Genomic DNA, 18,801 nt, shown 5'->3' on the forward strand with positions numbered 1-18,801 from the left:
GATGCAGCCCATGGGGTTGCATCTTTTTTTCTTCCATTTATTCAAATACGATTTCTAACTGATCTCCACCGAAGATCGGGGATTGGAAACCGGTTTCCTCGCCGTTTCGTAAGAGCTTGAAAGATCCCGAAATAGTGGTTGGCAAGGTCCAATCCGTAAAACGGAAAATATCTTGAAATAGGAGAGGATCCGTTTCTGTAGGGGAGACGTTTAGAAGATCTCCACTCCGAACACGGTCATGTTCCTCTGATGGATGGCCATTTAAGAATACTTCACAAATCGTTCGTTTAAGCTTGAGTGGTTCACCTTGGAAAGTAACAGTAATCAGCTCAGACAATTTCATGTTCATCTTTTCACAAATATCTTTTACAGTTGGATCTGCAGGTTTTTCGTAGACCAAACAATCGCCGTCAATGACGACTGCTTTTCCATCCGTATTTTGATCATTCAGTAATAAGTTTGGGGCATATTCAGGTAATGTAATGGACTTCCCATTAAAGCTTATGGAAAAAGGCTTCATTGTTTCCCAAATGGCATCCTTTCCAGACGCAGCCAAAATATCGGCAACCGTATTTGCAGCCTGGTAATCGAGAGAGTCACGGTCTGATAGCTTGAAATCCATATTAGCTATCTCTCCATTGACCGACACAATAGGAGCGATCTCCACTTTTTCACCAAGTACATAGACAGACATAAAGGAAGATGCTTGAACAATATCCTTTACGTACACTTTAGCATCCTTACCGTCTTTTCCTTCAATTAACGTAAGGATATCTCCATCATGTATGATCGATTTCGTGCTGGCAGGCTCGCCGTTCAAAAAAATCTCTGCGGGTGTTCCATGTTCACCAGGAAACAGTTTAGGATTCCCATTAATAGTAATGCTCATGGCCAGCCCAGGTTTGCCGTATAATTGTTTCGCTTTGACATTCGCTGCAAGTAGAGCATCAGCAACCGTCAAGTCTTTTAACTCAAACAAACGAATGAGTTTGTCATTTACGGTTACACTCATGTAATGGATCGGAGCACGTTTAGCTGCTATAGCAATCCCGATTGGCGTCACAAGTTCCGGCGAGGATGGAATCTGATCCTCTTTCGTCAGATTTTGAATGGCATCCAACCCTCTGGTCGCAACTCTGTTTTCCGGGAGTCCTAATTGAATGCTCAATTCTTTAGATAACTCAGGTGTTAAGCTGCCGCCTCCGACAAGCATGACGGCCATAGGGGACTTCCCATTATTAAGTGCAAGAATTTCACTGGATATGGAAGTAGCCAAGTTTTGAACGGCAGGTCTAATGGCGCTAACTGCCTCCGACTGTGGAACTTCGCGTTCAAAACCTAAAATATCTGCAATATGTATGATTTCTTCCGAGTTGATCTTTCTTTTTACACTTTCCGCAATCGGAAAATCCAACAGGAAATGATCACTCAAGGCTTCTGTAATTTCATCACCAGCTGTTGGCACCATTCCGTAGGCAACGACTGTATTTTGATCGGTAATAGCTATGTCGGATGTTCCTGCCCCAATATCCACAAGGGCTACGTTCAGCCTTCTCATCGATGGAGGAATCAAGACATTTATCGCTGCAATCGGCTCTAAAGTTAAAGCTTCCATTTCCAAACCGGAGCGTTTTAAAGCGGAAAGAAGTGATTCCACGACCACACGTGGAAGGAATGTGGCAATAACTTCAGCAGAAGCCTCATTTCCTGATTGATCGACTAAACTTCCGATTATTTCGTTATCCAGTTTGTAATACAAAACGGAATAACCGACACAATAATAATAAGTATTGCGTTGCTCTAATTCTTTTTTGAGTAATTCTTGCTGGGCTTTTTGCACAGCGCCCAATTCAAGTCGATTGATATCCTCTTCCGTCAAAAGAGCTCTATTGCTAATATTGAATGTAACCATTGCTTTTGACGTTTTAAGGGCTCTCCCTGCTGCCGCTACGCTTACCCGGCGCAGAGTTCCATGCCGTGCTTCAAGCTCCTCTTTGATGGATGTAATCACTTCTGCAACGCTAAGAACATTATGTATTTGTCCATCGAGCATGGATCGATCTTTATGCTCCACTGATACTAAGTCTTCTACATGATAGGAATCACCACGATCATCGAGGATAATTCCGACGACCGACCGAGTTCCGATATCGAGTGCAAATAGTTTTGAAGACATGTTGTGTCCCTCTTTTCTATAGTAAACACTTTAGCGAGTTGAATCGCTAAAATATTTCGTGACTTTTCTTTCATTTTTGATTATAATAGGTTCAATATCTAAAAATGTATCATAACTTTCGGGAACCTGAAAGGATTGGTGCATAATAAAGAGAGGGGAAACGGCAATGACACAACATGATTTAGAAAGCTTGCGGACACAGGTTGACGAGTTGAACCTTAAAATCCTTCAGCTGATTAATGAACGTGCAGAAGTCATCCAAGAAATTGGGAAGATAAAGGAGAAACAAGGTGTTAACCGTTATGATCCTCTTCGTGAGCGTCATATGCTCGACCTATTAAGAGAAAATAATAACGGACCACTTTCACAATCTGTGGTTGATCACATATTCAAGGAAATCTTTAAAACTGCATTAAACTTGCAAGAAGACGATCACCGTAAAGCTTTACTCGTATCGCGTAAGAAGAAAGCGGAAGATACAATTGTTGAAGTAAAAGGCCAGAAGATCGGTAACGGAACTCCGACATTTGTATTTGGTCCATGTGCAGTAGAATCCTATGAACAAGTTGCTCAAGTGGCTCAAGCCATTCAGCAAAAAGGATTGAAACTCATCCGTGGTGGTGCATTTAAACCGCGTACTTCTCCTTATGACTTCCAAGGCCTTGGGGTTGAGGGGTTAAAAATCCTAAAGCGCATTGGTGATGAGTTCAATTTAGGGGTCGTGACTGAAATCGTAACACCAGGTCATATTGAAGAAGCACTTGACTATATCGATGTCATTCAAATTGGTGCTCGGAACATGCAAAACTTCGAATTGTTGAAAGCTGCTGGCTCAGTGAAAAAACCTGTATTATTAAAGCGGGGTCTGGCAGCCACGATTGATGAGCTAATCAATGCAGCAGAATATATCATTTCTCAAGGCAATGATCAAATCATCCTTTGCGAACGTGGAATTCGAACGTATGAAAAGGCAACACGTAATACGCTTGATATCTCGGCAGTGCCGATTTTGAAACAAGAGACTCATTTACCGGTTTTAGTCGATGTAACCCATTCTACTGGTCGACGTGACCTTCTATTGCCTACAGCTAAAGCTGCTTTAGCTGTGGGTGCAGATGGTGTGATGGCTGAAGTTCATCCGGATCCTGCAGTTGCACTTTCCGATGCTCAACAGCAGATGAACTTGGACCAATTCGATGAATTCTACTCTGCAATCTTGGAATTCATGAAAACCCATAAAGTGCATGCCTAATGGAAGACCGGCCGAAATGGCCGGTTTTTGCATGTTCCTTTTCTTTAAAGGGAAAAATATCGTATGATAAAGAATATAGTTAAGCAGACAGGGAGTGAGTGACGTGACGGTAACGATTTACGATGTTGCAAGGGAAGCCAATGTATCGATGGCTACCGTTTCACGCGTAGTTAACGGAAATCCAAATGTGAAGCCGGCCACCCGTAAAAAGGTAATGGCCGTAATTGAAAGACTTGAGTATCGTCCAAATGCTGTAGCAAGAGGGTTAGCCAGCAAGAAAACGACGACTGTTGGGGTAATCATACCTGATATATCAAATATTTTTTACGCGGAACTTGCGAGGGGAATTGAGGATATTGCCACAATGTATAACTATACAATTATCCTTTCAAATTCTGACCAACGTGAAGAGAAAGAATTGAAACTCATTGAAAATATGTACGGAAAACAGGTAGATGGGATTGTCATGATGAGTGACTCGTTGACGCCTGCAATTTCAACTGCATTACAACGCTCGTCGGTGCCTGTCGTACTCGCCGGGACAGTAGACGAAACGAAGAAAATTCCTTCTGTAAATATCGATTACTTACAGGCTGCATTTGAAGCCGTTCAAACGTTGCTCACAAACGGCCATAAACGGATTGCTTTCGTTTCAGGTCCTTTTTCTTCAACGATAAACCGACACTTCAAACTTGAAGGTTATAAAAAGGCTCTTACAGAAGCCGGTTTGCCGATTGATGACGAATTGATCATTGAGGCAGATGATTCCTATGAGAGCGGACTGGAGAATTCAAAACAACTTCTTTCGTTGACTGAACCGCCTACTGCGATCTTCGCCGGAAATGATGAATTGGGGATCGGACTAATCCATGGAGCGCTTGATGAAAACTTTTCGATTCCAAATGATATCGAGATTATCAGCTTTGAAAATTCGAAGCTCGCACGGATGGTTAGACCGCAGCTTTCATCAGTGGTAGTGCCGTTATATGACATAGGGGCCGTTTCCATGAGGTTATTAACAAAGTTCATGAATAAAGAAACAATTGATGAAACGACAGTTGTCCTTCCACACCGGATTGAAGAACGTCAGTCGACAAAATAAAAAGAGATGTTCTACAGGCGAATCGCCTTAGAACATCTCTTTTTCTTTACTCTTTTTTTCAGATCGTATCATGTAAAGGGCTTTTTCTAAAATGAGTGCGTTCTTTTCCATAATTTCAGCTTTTCTTGGAATGGGTTCATAGAGGGGGACCGGATCCTCCCATGTGGGTATAAGAGGAACTGGCGATTCAGGGCTCCACCGCTCAACCCACTTCTCGGACAAGTTGCCGCTCGGATAAGGTAAGTCTTTCATAGTAAACCAAATATTCGACCATGCTCTTGGTACAACACGCCAAATATCATACCCGCCGCCACCGACAGCTACCCATTTTCCGTTGCAATAGGAATGGGCTAGTTCATGTGCCAATTTAGGTATTTCCTTATAAATTTCCATTGTTCCGTACAAATGAGATAACGGATCGAAATAATGGGCATCAGCACCGTTTTGAGTCAAGATAATATCCGGTTTAAAAAACTCAGCTATTTCTGTCACACCTGTCTTATATAGTTCAGTGAATGATTCGTCCTCCGTAAATGCATCGAGAGGGAAGTTGAATGAATAACCGTATCCACGCCCATTTCCACGTTCCGTTACATTCCCGGTTCCAGGGAATAAATATCTGCCTGTTTCATGGAAAGAAACCGTACAGACATCCGGATCATCGTAAAAACTCCATTGTACACCATCACCATGATGGGCGTCTGTATCTATATAAAGTACGCGTGCCCCATATTTTTGCTGAAGATATTTAATGGCTACTGATGAATCGTTATAAATGCAGAAGCCAGAAGCCCGTCCACTGAAGCCATGATGCAACCCCCCACCTAAATGGAGAGCATGCTGTGCTTTTCCCTCCATGACAAGGTCGATTGCTGTCAGTGTTCCACCAACGATCATAGCCGCGGCTTCATGCATGTTTTGAAACATTGGTGTATCTTCCGTGGCCAGCCCGTAGTTTTCGGCTAATTGATTAGAAAGCTCCCCACGTCCTGCTTTTTTAACCATTTCAATATATTGCGCATCATGGGCTAATAACAGTTCTTCATCAGTCGCTATTCGTGGCTGAACAATATCAGAATCATCTAATACACCAGACTTTCGTAACAAATCCGACGTCAAAACGAGTCTTTTTTGGTTGAATGGATGAGATTCGGAAAACTTATAGCCAAGCTGTTCTTCCGAATAAACAAATAAAGCATTTTTCATTTCGCTCTCGGATCTGCTGGCCATAAGACATCAATCCCTTCTGCTTTCAAAGTATCGATGACTGGCAGCGGATTCATCGTATTAATACGGATCGCCAATATTTTGTTGTTAAGCTCATAATCGGGATAAACGAGGACGCTTAGCACATTCACTTTATGTTTAAATAATATTTTTGAGACTTCATATAAGCTTCCAGGAACATCGGGGACCCGAAGTTCCAACTGGGAGCTCGGTCGATTTGCACCGGTCAATTCAATGTATTTATAAAGTACATCGGTTTCAGTAATCATTCCACAGAGCTTTCCGTTTCTTACAATTGGAAGTGCCCCAATCTTTTGTTCATAGAATATGATGGCTGCATCCTCTACAAAATCGAGAGGGTGGCCTGTAATCGGATTAGGTGTCATTATTTCTTTTAAAGGGATGTTCATAAAATGATTCCCTTCATTGGTCTGAGGTGTAATTTCTTTGATGTCCCGATCGGATAAGATTCCTTTTAAGTCACGACTTTCACCGACAATCGGAATATGGCGGATCCGATAGTCTTTCATCATTTTCATGGCATCCTGTATCGTATGATCTGGTGACAGTGTATGTAAATCCTTATGCATGATATTATCAATGATCAAAGGAAAGACCCCCTACTTAATACATATATCGATTCATAAAACGGAGCTGGTCGAATTGTTGGACTGATTCCTGATGGATTCTTTTCCCTATTCGAGCCATTAAGCAGTTGGCGGGATGTGAACTAATTTCAGGATCATCTGTTGCGTAATATTCGAGTCCTCCTGCATTCATCATTTTCTCCATAACTTTCCGGTATTCCCATACGTTCAATTTGGTTCCTTTTAAGTCCCAGTGCCAGTAATATTCTGTTGTGATAATAATATAATCTTCCATTGCGTCATCCATCATGGAAACCCGAAGAAGGTTTTTCCCAACCCCCGCACCACGGTATTTCGGTATGACTTCAATTGCACCAAGTTCAAGTAGATTCTCCATTTTTCCTTGGGACCAACGCTCAAGGGGATCTGGATATAAAAAGGTAACATAACCGACAATCGTATCCAAATCTCTCGCAATAAGAATTCGTCCTTCTGGAAGATCAGCAATTTCGACTATAGCTCGATGCTGCTGATCGGGTTGCCGAAAAGACGTAAGATCCTTGTGGAAGTGTAAACCAGATAAATCCTCTGCTGATACGGGTCCTTCAATGACTAAATTGCCATGGACTGTGTTCAATACGAGGGCATTATACGTTTTCTTATATTCCAAAGCTTCCACCGCCCAGTAAATAATCTATAAAGATAGTATACATGAATACAATAAAAAGCGCTTACAAATCAAAATATTCTATTTTGAGCTATAATATTGACAAATTTGTTACAACTTATTGTAATATAAGATTATGAAAATATGGAAAGGGTGATGGGATTGGTTACAAACTTGAAAGCGCTTCCTGCAGATACGGAAAAACATAACCTACAAAATTATGGTGAGACTGTCTCTAACTTTGATTGGAAAGAAGCTGAGAAGAATTTCAGCTGGCATGAGACAGGGAAGTTCAATATGGCATATGAAGCCATTGACCGCCATGCTGAATCCGATCGTAAAAACAAAGTGGCACTATACTATAAAGATGCTACTCGTAAAGAAGCTTATACTTTCCATGAAATGAAAAAGCAGACGAATCGTGCTGCCAATGTGTTGAAAAACCATTCTACTTTAACGAAAGGCGACCGGGTGTTCATCTTCATGCCAAGGTCACCCGAATTATATTTTGCTCTGATCGGTGCATTAAAAAACGGACTCATTGTAGGTCCGTTGTTTGAAGCTTTCATGGAGGGGGCAGTGTATGATCGGCTGGATGATAGTGATGCAAAAGCAATCATCACGACGCCGGAATTATTGGAACGCGTCCCGGTAGATAAATTGCCAAAATTGGAGACCGTTTTTGTGGTTGGGGAAGGCGTAGAGGAGTCCGGCAAAATCGTCGACTTCATGAAGCATTTTAAATCGGCATCTCAATACTTTGATATCGAGTGGTTGGATAAAGAAGATGGAATGATCTTGCATTATACGTCGGGTTCAACAGGAAAACCAAAAGGGGTTCTTCATGTCCAGTATGCCATGGTCCAGCAATATATGACTGCTAAGTGGGTACTCGACCTGACAGAGGAAGATATTTACTGGTGCACGGCAGACCCAGGTTGGGTGACAGGAACTGCATATGGAATCTTCGGGCCTATGTTATCCGGTGTCACGACATTAGTATTAGGTGGCCGTTTCTCGACAGATGATTGGTATAAAGCGATTGAAGAATACAGTGTAACAGTCTGGTACAGTGCGCCTACTGCATTCAGAATGCTTATGGGAGCCGGGGATGCTGCTGTTAAGAAATTCGACCTTTCTTCCTTACGGCACATTTTATCAGTTGGGGAGCCATTAAATCCGGAAGTAGTAAAATGGGGATACGAAGTATTCGGATTGCGCATACACGATACATGGTGGATGACAGAAACAGGTGCTCAGATGATTTGTAACTATCCGTCCATGGCGATTAAACCAGGTTCTATGGGTAAGCCGATTCCTGGAGTCGAAGCAGCGATTGTAGATAACAATGGAAATGTATTACCACCGAATCAGATGGGGAACTTGGCCTTGAAAAAAGGCTGGCCTGCAATGATGAGGCAAATTTGGAACAATCCAGAAAAGTATCAATCCTACTTCATGAATGATGAATGGTATGTTTCGGGTGATTCTGCATACATGGATGAGGACGGCTATTTCTGGTTCCAAGGTCGTGTTGATGATGTCATCATGACTTCCGGTGAACGGGTAGGACCATTCGAAGTGGAAAGTAAGCTCTTGGAACACCCGGCGATTGTTGAAGCAGGGGTAATCGGAAAGCCGGATCCAGTTCGAGGGGAAATCATTAAAGCATTCGTTGCCCTGAAAGAAGGAGTGGAACCAAGTGACGAATTGGTTGAAGATATCCGTCAATTCGTGAAAAAAGGTCTTGCTGCTCACGCTGCTCCAAGAGAAATTGAATTTAAAGATAAACTTCCAAAAACACGAAGCGGGAAAATTATGCGCCGCGTTCTAAAGGCTTGGGAATTGAATTTGCCTACAGGCGATTTGTCTACTATGGAAGACTAATAGAGAAGAGGCTGTCTTTATTTAAATGAGACAGTCTCTTCTTTTTATATGGAATTTCACTTTAAATTGTAACTTGCGGACGTGCAGTGAAATGCATTCTATCCGATTGTCGGATTTAAAAGCCAGCCTCCCATGAATCGATATTAGGAAGTTCATTCTTCAACTTAAATGTGTACACCGGAGAGGAGTATGGAATCTGATATCATCGGAAATAGTTACATTTAAGCGGATAGTTGACTTAGCACCTAAAGGTGTCATAATATTAATGTGACACCTTTAGGTGTTATTATATTTTGGAGGAACAATTTATGAGCCAAATACCTGAGATTAAAAAGACAATTTTATTGAATGCTCCCATTGATAAAGTTTGGAATGCCATTTCAACTTCCAAAGGAATGGCTGAGTGGTGGATGCCTAATACATTTGAGCCGATCCTTGGGAAGGAATTTGTGTTACATGCAGGGCCTTACGGGGATTCGCCCTGTAAAGTGACTGAATTAGAGCCTCCTTATGTGGTCGGTTTTGACTGGGGGAAAGATTGGCATTTGAAAATGGAATTACGTGAAGTGGATGGCAAGACGGAATTTACATTGATTCATTCCGGATGGGATCCTGAAAAGCAAACTGAGTTCGGACAGCCGCATACGATCATACGGGATCATATGGATGCTGGTTGGGAGAACATTGTCATGAACAAGCTTCCATCAGTCATCGAGCAACAAAATGCCTGAAACTAAATTGAAACCGGATGTGTTTCAGGCAATTGCTGATCCGACTCGACGTGAGATCCTATTATTATTATCAGATCATGAAATGCCAATCGCTGCTATAACAAGACAATTTACCATTAGCCGGACAGCTGTGAATAAACACTTGAATGTCCTATCCGAAGCGGGTCTTGTCAGCAAGCAAAAAAGTGGCCGTGAAACACGGTATACATTAAGGCCTGATTCATTATTAGAGGTCAAGCAATGGCTGTCCTTCTTTGACCAGTATTGGAACGAGAAACTAGCCGCATTAAAGGATTTTGTAGAATCTGATTTATGATTTCAAAGATGGCGAAACTATCGGGAGCTTTAGTCAAACAAGAATCCTGAACATCGACTTAGTTCTTCTTTGAACTGAGTTTTAAAGTAAAAGTGGTGTTTAGCGATAGGAAACGAGACCCGTCATTTGCCAGTTGAACTTAAGATAATATAGTGCATTCAAAATCAAAGAGCAGCCATCCGACCGCTTCGGTGGATAGCTGCTCTTTTTCGATTTATTCTTCGTCATCTGGTGGGGGATCCGTACCGTCGCCAGGAGGAGGATTGGTTCCTCCATTTCCTGGCGGTGTTACTCCACCGCCATTACCGTTTCCATTACCGTTTCCATTGCCATTTCCATTACCGTTACCGCCTCCGCCATTTCCTGGAGGGGTATCTTCATCATCTGGTGGTGGAGGTGTATCATCACCGCCTGTTCCACCGCCATTACCGCCGCCAGGAGGTGGTGTAGTAGGTGGTGGTGTCGGTGGTGCTTCGGCTACATTTTCAACTACGTTTGAAGCAGGAGACTGCTTGCCTGTAATGTCAACCGCTACGACAAAGTACTCACCATTGCCTATTGTATAACTATAACTTGCAGACTCAAGTACAGTTGCAACTAAGTCGTTTCCTGCTCCGGTCCTTCGGAAAACTCGGTAACCTACAACATCATTTGATGCCGATTTTGTCCAAGTAAGCGTATTACCGGAGAGCATCGAAGAAACACTTGCAGGTGCTGCATTATCAGCTTCAAATGCGGCTTCAGAAACGACTCGATTCGAGAATACTGATTTGGTAGGGAACAACTTGCTTGGGTCTCCACCGTAAGGTCCGAGCATACGTTTAATAAATTCCTCATTTACTCCTACGCCGCCTTCTACAACGAATTCAGATGGTGTAGTATCTAAAGCGCGGTAACGGCTGCCATCGATCATCACATAGGAGGATGTAATGAGACTGTCGTCCGGTTTGTTCGGTACCATCACATTCGCATTGAACAAGTCGGAAGTGACAAGTCCTGCCGCTGAACAAGCTTCAGACGGTGATAAGCCTGAAATACCACAGAAGGCACGGGAGACAACCCCTTCAGGCTGTTTGAATGTCGCTCCGGCATTTACCACTTCGGGATTGGAAGCGTTCATAGCATTTGCCATTGCCGCCCAGTACATATTAATCCGTGTACTTGGGTGTCTATAACGGTTAGTCATACGGCTTAGCGTTTTGCTATGATCATCGTATCCGAACCATACACCAATAGTAATATTCGGATTATAACCGACTAACCATGAATCTCTTGTACCGTTAGATGTACCGGTTTTCGCTGCAAAATCTGCTCTGAAGTTTAGATTGCTATTTGCTGTTCTTGCAGTACCGATATCGAGAGTATCTCTTAACATATCGGTCACCATATAAGCAGTCTGCGGACTAAATACTTCAACCGGTTTCGCCTCATGTTGATAAATGACATTGCCATCAGCATCTTCAATCCGTTCAATCATATATGCGTCGATAAACTTCCCGCCGTTTGCAAGGGTAGCATAGGCATTAGTAGTTTCTTCAACACTTGCTTCAGATGTACCGATTGCAAATGAAGGATTGATATATTCAGATTCTCCAATACTCGTAAAGCCCATTTTGAAAAGGAATTCATCCGGACGTCGATCTCGGATTTCCCGGTAAAGTCGAAGTGTAGCCAAGTTTTGTGATTTTGCCAGTGCTTCCCGAGCTGGGATAATCCCAAGTTCTTCATTCACATTGACGTTTTTCGGCTCATACATCTTCCCGCCATCCGGAATACTGAACTGAACATCGACGACCGGGCTTCCAGCACCGATAAATCCAAATTCAATTGCCGGAGCATATACACCAATAGGTTTCATGGTTGAACCAATCGAACGGGTAGTGGACAAGTGATTGACTTCCATTTGGTCTTGCACAAATTCACGACCACCGACAAAACTTAGAATTTTTCCAGTGTTGTTTTCAATCACAGCTGTACCAACCTGAACGGGTTCGTCAACTATAATTGTTTCTTTCGTATCAGGATCGACCACTTCTTTTTTTAATGTCGGTCCATATAATTGAAACTCATCTTTTACTTTTTGTGCAGCATCATACAATTTTTGATCGATGGTAGAATGGATGCGGTATCCACCATTTTTTAAAGCACGTTGACCTAATATCATATATTTTTCACGAAGGTTTTCTTCCTTATCAAGACGTTCTGGGTCAATGCCATCTTGTAAGGCAAGTGTATCTGCAAGAATCTCGATTGCGCGCAGTTGAATTTCATTCGTTAAAAATGGGTATCGGTCTGTAGCACGTGTAGCAGGTTCACGGAAATCTTTCGTAATATCGTATTTGATGGATTCGTTATATTCTTCTTCTGAAATATATCCAGTTTCTTTCATACGGAAAAGAACAGTTTTCATCCGATCAATTCCAGGCTGTAGACCTTTCGCGTCTTTTAACCCCCGATTACCGGATTGGAAGGGAGTATAAGCAAATGGTGCCTGTGGCAATCCCGCGATATAGGCAGCTTGTGGCAAGTTCAAATCTTTTGCTTTTTTATTGAATATCCCTTCAGCTGCGGTTTCTATACCCGCGATATTTCTTCCACTTGCATTTCTTCCGTAAGGAATGATATTCAAGTAAGCTTCTAAAATCTCATCTTTAGACATGAAATGTTCCAAACGCATCGCTAAAAGGATTTCTTTTGCTTTCCGCTCATATGACACTTCATTCGTTAAAATCTGGTTTTTAATGAGCTGTTGTGTTAACGTCGAACCCCCTGTTTGAGTATCCGAATTGGAAACATCTTGCAAAAGGCCCCGGAAAATTGCTTTTGGCACGATTCCTTGGTGTTCATCGAAATACTCATCTTCCGTTGCGAGTACTGCATCGATGACGTAAGGAGAAACTTCTTTAAGTTTCGTTTCCTGACGTTCAAGGTCTGCATCCACTTTCCCTATGTAAATATTATTGGCAAAATAGAGCTCGGACGTTTCTTCATAGCTGAAGATTTCCTGCCGCATTTGTTCTTTCGAACGGAGGGGTTCATCCTTTACCAATGATGCGAAGTACCCGGCACCAACCGAACCGACGAAAACGATTCCAGTAACGAGGACAATAAAAAATATTAGAGCTAAATTCCAGATGACGCTTGAAGAAATTCGTACATTTCGTCCCCATTTGGACGACATCCATGTTTCGTATTTTTCTTGTATGGTCAGAAGACTATGTTTCAATTTCTCTTTCATATTCGACCTCCTAAAAATCTAACCTATTATAGCATTTTTTTCTAACGATTTCGATAGTTATTGACAACGTTTAAAAAAGAGGTTAAATTGACTATATATAGTAGAACAGACGTTGAAAAGTCCGGAGTAGCGGTTGTAAACTTGTGAAGAGAGTCAGCGGTTGGTGAAAGCTGATCTGGTTGCAATTGTCGAATTACAGGCTGGGAGTTTGTTGTATGCACTGCATTAAAGTGCTTCGAGTGGAGAATGTCAATTCTCAAGCTGGGTGGTACCGCGTTAATTCGTTACTAACGTCCCTGCATGGTCATAATGGCCGTGTGGGGACTTTTTTATGGTCTTGTGTTTTACCTTGTAATTTACAGGCCAACCAAATAGGAGGGATACAGATGACGAATGCATTGTTGGAAGACTTGAAATGGAGAGGTCTTACTTATCAAATGACCGACGAAGAAGGCATGGAGAAGTTGTTGGACGAGGGGAAAGTAGCATTATATTGTGGCGTGGATCCGACTGCAGATAGTATGCATATCGGTCATATCGTTCCTTTATTGACCTTGCGTCGTTTCCAACTCCATGGACACCAACCGATTCTTTTAATCGGCGGGGCGACTGGGATGATCGGAGATCCTTCCGGCCGCAGCGAGGAACGACAATTACAAACAGTAGAACAAATCGATCAAAACGTCCTTGGCCTTAAAGCTCAAATGGAAAGAATCTTTGACTTCACATCTGAAAACGGTGCGAAACTTGTGAACAATAAGGACTGGATCGGTGCAATGAGCGTCATCGAATTCCTTCGTGACTTTGGGAAAAACATCGGGATCAACTACATGTTGGCAAAAGATACAGTGGCTTCCCGCTTAGAAGGCGGTATTTCTTTTACTGAATTCTCTTACATGCTCATTCAAGCAATCGATTTTAATCACTTGTATAAGAATTTCGGCGTCCGTATCCAAGTCGGGGGATCTGACCAGTGGGGCAATATCACGACTGGGCTTGAGATGATCCGTAAGATGCAAAATGAGGAAGCGAAAGCCTACGGTATAACTATTCCGTTGGTGACTAAAGCGGATGGAACGAAGTTCGGTAAGTCTGCATCCGGTTCTGTTTGGCTTGATGCTAAAAAGACGTCTCCGTATGAGTTCTACCAATTCTGGATCAATACGGCAGATGCGGATGTCACTAAATACATGAAAATCTTCACGTTCTTAAGTCGTGAAGAAATCGAAGCATTCGAAATAACAGTCCAAGAAGAACCACATTTACGTAAGGCACAAAAGGCACTGGCCGAAGAAATGACTCGCATGATTCACGGTCAGGATGCCCTGGATCAGGCAATCCGAATTACAGAAGCGCTATTCAGTGGGAATTTGAAAGCTTTGTCAGCGGAAGAAATGAAAGATGCTTTCAAGGATGTTCCATCAGTTGAGATGGCAAAGGAAAATCAGAATATTGTCGACTTACTGGTAGAAGCGAACATCTCATCTTCTAAACGCCAAGCACGAGAAGATGTAACCAATGGTGCGATTTCAGTTAACGGTGAGAAAGTAACAGACCTTGAATTTGTAGTAGGTGCAGAAAGCAGACTTGATGATGCATTTTGCATTATTCGTAGAGGGAAGAAGAAATACCATATGGTTCGATTCAACTAATAGAAAATGGGCGGTCCCGATTTGGGGCAGCCCATTTTTTCTACTGTTTGTTGAAGATTTAACCGTTTAGTTTTATAACCGATAATCCAGTTTTATAACCGATTTTTGAAATTTATAACCGATTATAGAGAAATATAATTTGAACAGGAATCCACAAACTTTTCCTCAATAGCTCGCTAAGTTTGAACTGCCTATTAACTCCTGAATTTGTTCGATATGCCGTTTCTCATGTAGAACGACAAACTCAAGCAATTGTTTGGTCTGCATGGGACCAAGAAGCGGATGAAGCATTGTTTTTTCAATTAACTCCTTTTCCTCTACCGTTTTTAAATAATTTAGAAGCGGTTGTCTGACAGTCTGTAGCAAATTTATTAGATTACCTTTCTCTATGAAATCTTCCGATGGTTCCGGGTATGGAGACTTCAACTTTTGAGTGCGATCTCGAACGAAATCAATGTTCTTTTCTTCAACTACATTGCTTTCCCTTTGCATTGCTTTCAATAATGAGGGGTAAATCAATTCATCGATAAATACTAAATGTCTTACTACTTGCACGATGCTCCAAGTTCCGTCATTAATCTTTACATTCAATTGTTCATGGGATAAAGGTGTCAATAGGTCTACTAACTCCAGACGTACCGCAGTTAAGTCTTCAATCAGTTTCATAATTTCACTCCTTTTTAAATAGGAGTATTCGATTGTTGGTAGGAGAATTCCTATCTATTTTAAAATTCTCCATGCCGGAAGCTCTAAATCGTTATAGAGTTCTGGATGAATGAGTTTTCCAAGTTTTAAAGCTCCCTCTAATAATCTCGGAGAAGGTCTGCAATATAATTCTTCTTCCATCATATGTAAACGGCCGTTTTTTACTGAATTTAGCTCAGTCCACCCGGGGCGTTTAAGGACGAGTTCAGGTTTTACCTTATCCGGACGGACACCGACCCACGCTAAAAGGATATAGTCGGGTTTCCGTTGTAACACATCGTCCCAGTCAGTTTGAACACTGGCAAGTTCCACATCATCAAAGATATTCCTTCCTCCAGCGATTTGACTCACTTCTGTTAACCAGTTCACCACTCCCGGAGTGAATACCGGCTTTGGCCACCATTCCCAGTATAATGATGGCCTTGTATCTGCTTGGCTGGTACGTTTTTTCATGACATGAATGAATGCCAAATATTCAGCTGCTCTTAATTTAGCCTGAGCCTCTATTCCGCAAATCTTTCCTACAGTGATTAGATCATCGGCAATATCATGTAAGCTTTGTGGATTGAGAATAATATGTGGGATCTCACGCTTCTCCAGTTCAATTACATTCTTCTCCATACCAGGTACACTTAGTGAAGCTAAAACCAAGTCCGGTTTCAGTTTTTCGACTAAATCCATCTTAATTGATAAATCTGGACCGAGACGGGGAAGATGATTAATCTGCTGGGGCCAATCCGAAAAATCATCCACTCCGACTAAATGATCGATTAATCCTAAGTAGGTAAGCAATTCCGTATTACTTGGGCAAAGTGAAATAATCCTCAATTGATTCCCTCCGTTCATTTTTGAATAGTGTAGCAAAGATATGAACACTTTAGTGAGCTTTTAATCATATATTGTAAGTATGAAAGGGATTTTACAATTTAGATTTGTAGGGTATAATGGAATCTGAAACTGATTTCAATGAGTAAATGAATATATATAGAGGTGCGTATTTGTGAGTGCGGTAGGTTCTAAATAGGGAAAAATTAATGGGAATAGAGACAGTGCGTGGGGATAGATTTTTTATCCTTTATTTGTTATTGGCTTATTTCCGCCTATGAAGATGCCTACCAACTTTTATAAAGAGCGTAATTTCATGAAGAAACTTTAGTTTTTCATGCATTTTACTGTTGCCTTATAAACGTAAAAGCTGTGGGGTCTCCCGCAGCTTTTTTGTGTTCAACAACTCATTGAAATCAAAGTAGGTATCTTCATTGTAGACCATAATTCACAATGAGGAGAAATTAAAAAATGAATAGTTATATGTTAGAAAAATTACAATACAACGAGTTGAAAGATATGGTGAAGGCATTTTGTATAAGTGGATTAGGTAAACAACTGATTGACAAACTATTACCAAGTGGCAATCTGAAAGTTGTAAAACATCGATTATCCGAGACCTCTGAAGCACGTGCCATTTTAGACTCCGGTTCAGTTGTACCTTTCACAGGTATTTCCAATATTGAACATATCGTCTCTAAATTAGAGAAGGGAATCATTTTAGATCCTTCGGAACTGCTTAGTATTTCAGACTTTTTAAGAGGTTGCCGGAAAATAAAACAATTCATGATACAACAGGATTTTACAGCACCGGCACTGGCCTCGTATGCTAATTCCATGTCAGACTTTCATTCGGTAGAAGAGGAAATCAACTTTTCCATTAAAAATAACCAGGTGGATTCGGCTGCTTCTAATGACCTGAAACGAGTTCGGTATCACTTGAAAACGACTGAGGAAAAGATAAAAGAAAGATTAAATCAGTTTCTAAACAGCAGTGCGAACCGCAAGTTTATACAGGAATTCATCATAAGTCAAAAAGATGACCGTTACACTGTCCCAATCAAAGCCTCATTTAAGAATCAGATCCAGGGAACTGTCGTTGAGGTTTCCTCTAAAGGCTCTACTGTATTCATGGAACCGAGTGTGGTAGGGAAACTAAGTGCTGAATTAGCTACTTTGAAATCTGAAGAAGCGATATTGGAATATCAAATACTTGCTACATTGACTGGGTACGTATTAGAAAATATTCAACCTATTAAGGTGAATATCGAGTTGATCGCCCAATACGATATGATTTTCGCAAAAGCAAAATATAGCAGAGCGAATGGAGGCATTGAGCCCGCAATCAATGATCACGGATCAATTAGGTTATTGAATTGCAAGCATCCCTTATTGTCAGGAAATGTAGTTCCGCTACATTTTGAGATTGGGACTGATTACCGTAGTTTAATTATCACCGGACCTAATGCTGGTGGGAAAACCATCGTACTAAAAACCATCGGTCTTGTTACGTTATCTGCTATGTCCGGGTTCCATATACCAGCCGAGAGAGGAACTGAAATTGCAGTATTTGATCGGATATTTGTCGATATTGGTGACAATCAGAGCTTGGAAAATGCACTTAGTACATTCTCATCTCATATGAAGAATCTATCGGAAATCCTTCAATCAGCAAATAACAATACATTGTTATTGTTTGATGAGATTGGAAGTGGAACTGAACCAAACGAAGGAGCGGCAATTGCGATATCCCTATTGGAAGAATTCTATTTAAAAGGGGCCATTACAGTGGCAACAACGCATTACGGAGAAATCAAACGATTCTCTGAACTGCATGTTGACTTTATGAACGCGGCCATGCAATTTGACCATGAGACGTTAGAGCCGTTATATAAACTCTTAATAGGGGAATCTGGGGAAAGTAATGCCTTATGGATCTCCAGGAAAATGAAAGTGCCGGAACATGTTTTAAAAAGAGCGGAAGAATATATGACTAATAAGGAATATCGCTTAGAACGGGTAAATGAGAGTAAAATCAGAAAACCAAAAGAAGAAGTTCACAAAAAAGAACATAGAATTGATTATCAAAAAGGGGACCGTGTAAAACTGTTAGACCACAATGACTTTGGGATCGTATACAAAGAAATGGATCAATACTATAATGTCACGGTATTTTACAAAGAGCAGTTTATAGAAGTAAATGAAAAACGTCTTGCTTTAGAGTTTAAAGCAGAGGAGCTATATCCTAAGGATTATGATTTAGAGTCCTTGTTTGTAGATTATAAAATCCGCAAATTGAATCATGATATCGAGCGCGGTTCAAAAAAGGCGCTGCGAAAAATTCAGAAAGAAATACGTAAAAATAAATGAATCAATCTATATCTGAATGGTGGACCCTCAAATACGAGGGTCTTCTTTTAGTTTGGGTTGATAAGA

The 18,801-nt window shown here is 41.4% G+C and carries 14 protein-coding genes; 7 read left to right on the forward strand and 7 right to left on the reverse strand.

All coding sequences use genetic code 11. The features are described 5' to 3' along the window. Window positions 1-37: 37 nt before the first annotated feature. The gene (locus ACFOZY_RS04825) at window positions 38-2,176 is read right to left on the reverse strand and encodes a cell division protein FtsA (RefSeq protein ID WP_378152859.1); all 2,139 of its coding nucleotides are present in this window, start codon (window positions 2,174-2,176) and stop codon (window positions 38-40) included. 166 nt (window positions 2,177-2,342) lie between these two features. Here ACFOZY_RS04825 and ACFOZY_RS04830 point away from each other — a divergent pair, with 166 nt between their 5' ends. Both ACFOZY_RS04830 and ccpA read left to right on the forward strand, forming a co-directional pair. Then, entirely contained in the window at window positions 2,343-3,428 is a 1,086-nt protein-coding gene (locus tag ACFOZY_RS04830) for a bifunctional 3-deoxy-7-phosphoheptulonate synthase/chorismate mutase (protein WP_378152861.1), read from the forward strand. A 94-nt stretch (window positions 3,429-3,522) separates the two neighbouring features. Then, on the forward strand, window positions 3,523-4,530 hold the full coding sequence (ccpA, locus tag ACFOZY_RS04835; protein WP_378152863.1) for a catabolite control protein A: 1,008 nt from the start codon (window positions 3,523-3,525) through the stop codon (window positions 4,528-4,530). Window positions 4,531-4,557: 27 nt separating this feature from the next. On the opposite strand, the gene ACFOZY_RS04840 is transcribed toward ccpA, so the two are convergent. The 3 genes from ACFOZY_RS04840 to ACFOZY_RS04850 are packed head-to-tail and all read right to left on the reverse strand — an operon-like array spanning window position 4,558 to window position 7,014. Next, window positions 4,558-5,736, reverse strand: coding sequence for an acetoin utilization protein AcuC (locus ACFOZY_RS04840; protein ID WP_465251159.1), 1,179 nt, complete (start codon window positions 5,734-5,736; stop codon window positions 4,558-4,560). Then, window positions 5,733-6,365, reverse strand: a complete 633-nt coding sequence (locus ACFOZY_RS04845; RefSeq protein ID WP_378152867.1) for an acetoin utilization AcuB family protein — start codon at window positions 6,363-6,365, stop codon at window positions 5,733-5,735. The genes ACFOZY_RS04840 and ACFOZY_RS04845 overlap by 4 nt, the downstream gene beginning before the upstream one ends. A gap of 16 nt (window positions 6,366-6,381) precedes the next feature. Next, window positions 6,382-7,014, reverse strand: a complete 633-nt coding sequence (locus ACFOZY_RS04850) for a GNAT family N-acetyltransferase (protein WP_378152869.1) — start codon at window positions 7,012-7,014, stop codon at window positions 6,382-6,384. 153 nt (window positions 7,015-7,167) lie between these two features. Between ACFOZY_RS04850 and acsA the strand changes: the two genes are divergently transcribed. The 3 genes from acsA to ACFOZY_RS04865 all read left to right on the forward strand — a co-directional run bounded on the left by acsA (window position 7,168) and on the right by ACFOZY_RS04865 (window position 9,945). Beyond that, window positions 7,168-8,898: an acetate--CoA ligase gene (gene acsA, locus ACFOZY_RS04855; RefSeq protein WP_378152871.1), complete on the forward strand. Its 1,731-nt coding sequence runs from the start codon at window positions 7,168-7,170 to the stop codon at window positions 8,896-8,898. 308 nt (window positions 8,899-9,206) lie between these two features. Continuing rightward, the gene (locus ACFOZY_RS04860) at window positions 9,207-9,629 is read left to right on the forward strand and encodes an SRPBCC family protein (RefSeq protein WP_378152873.1); all 423 of its coding nucleotides are present in this window, start codon (window positions 9,207-9,209) and stop codon (window positions 9,627-9,629) included. Next, a complete protein-coding gene (locus ACFOZY_RS04865) occupies window positions 9,622-9,945 on the forward strand; it encodes an ArsR/SmtB family transcription factor (protein WP_378152875.1) in 324 nt (107 codons plus the stop codon). Before ACFOZY_RS04860 ends, ACFOZY_RS04865 begins: the two co-directional genes overlap by 8 nt. 214 nt (window positions 9,946-10,159) lie before the next feature. Here ACFOZY_RS04865 and ACFOZY_RS04870 read toward each other — a convergent pair whose 3' ends face one another. Next, entirely contained in the window at window positions 10,160-13,183 is a 3,024-nt protein-coding gene (locus ACFOZY_RS04870) for a transglycosylase domain-containing protein (protein WP_378152877.1), read from the reverse strand. A 386-nt stretch (window positions 13,184-13,569) separates the two neighbouring features. Between ACFOZY_RS04870 and tyrS the strand changes: the two genes are divergently transcribed. Next, window positions 13,570-14,835: a tyrosine--tRNA ligase gene (tyrS, locus tag ACFOZY_RS04875; protein ID WP_378152879.1), complete on the forward strand. Its 1,266-nt coding sequence runs from the start codon at window positions 13,570-13,572 to the stop codon at window positions 14,833-14,835. Window positions 14,836-15,000: 165 nt separating this feature from the next. On the opposite strand, the gene ACFOZY_RS04880 is transcribed toward tyrS, so the two are convergent. After that, window positions 15,001-15,501 (reverse strand): DinB family protein, encoded by a 501-nt coding sequence (locus tag ACFOZY_RS04880; protein WP_378152881.1) that lies wholly within the window; start codon window positions 15,499-15,501, stop codon window positions 15,001-15,003. A gap of 54 nt (window positions 15,502-15,555) precedes the next feature. Then, entirely contained in the window at window positions 15,556-16,368 is an 813-nt protein-coding gene (locus ACFOZY_RS04885) for a cobalamin-binding protein (RefSeq protein WP_378152883.1), read from the reverse strand. 468 nt (window positions 16,369-16,836) lie between these two features. Here ACFOZY_RS04885 and ACFOZY_RS04890 point away from each other — a divergent pair, with 468 nt between their 5' ends. Next, on the forward strand, window positions 16,837-18,735 hold the full coding sequence (locus ACFOZY_RS04890; protein WP_378152885.1) for an endonuclease MutS2: 1,899 nt from the start codon (window positions 16,837-16,839) through the stop codon (window positions 18,733-18,735). Window positions 18,736-18,801: the final 66 nt, after the last annotated feature.

The organism is Chungangia koreensis (assembly GCF_042651785.1).
GTDB classification, from domain to species: Bacteria; Bacillota; Bacilli; order Bacillales_A; family Planococcaceae; genus Chungangia; species Chungangia koreensis.

Bases quoted from the DNA above. Each gene is read 5' to 3' on its own strand.
- ACFOZY_RS04825 (WP_378152859.1), bottom strand. From the start codon at position 2,176: ATGTCTTCAAAACTATTTGCACTCGATATCGGAACTCGGTCGGTCGTC.
- ACFOZY_RS04860 (WP_378152873.1), top strand. From the start codon at position 9,207: ATGAGCCAAATACCTGAGATTAAAAAGACAATTTTATTGAATGCTCCC.
- tyrS (WP_378152879.1), top strand. From the start codon at position 13,570: ATGACGAATGCATTGTTGGAAGACTTGAAATGGAGAGGTCTTACTTAT.
- ACFOZY_RS04830 (WP_378152861.1), top strand. From the start codon at position 2,343: ATGACACAACATGATTTAGAAAGCTTGCGGACACAGGTTGACGAGTTG.
- ACFOZY_RS04865 (WP_378152875.1), top strand. From the start codon at position 9,622: ATGCCTGAAACTAAATTGAAACCGGATGTGTTTCAGGCAATTGCTGAT.
- ACFOZY_RS04890 (WP_378152885.1), top strand. From the start codon at position 16,837: ATGAATAGTTATATGTTAGAAAAATTACAATACAACGAGTTGAAAGAT.
- ACFOZY_RS04840 (WP_465251159.1), bottom strand. From the start codon at position 5,736: ATGAAAAATGCTTTATTTGTTTATTCGGAAGAACAGCTTGGCTATAAG.
- ACFOZY_RS04870 (WP_378152877.1), bottom strand. From the start codon at position 13,183: ATGAAAGAGAAATTGAAACATAGTCTTCTGACCATACAAGAAAAATAC.
- acsA (WP_378152871.1), top strand. From the start codon at position 7,168: ATGGGATTGGTTACAAACTTGAAAGCGCTTCCTGCAGATACGGAAAAA.
- ACFOZY_RS04880 (WP_378152881.1), bottom strand. From the start codon at position 15,501: ATGAAACTGATTGAAGACTTAACTGCGGTACGTCTGGAGTTAGTAGAC.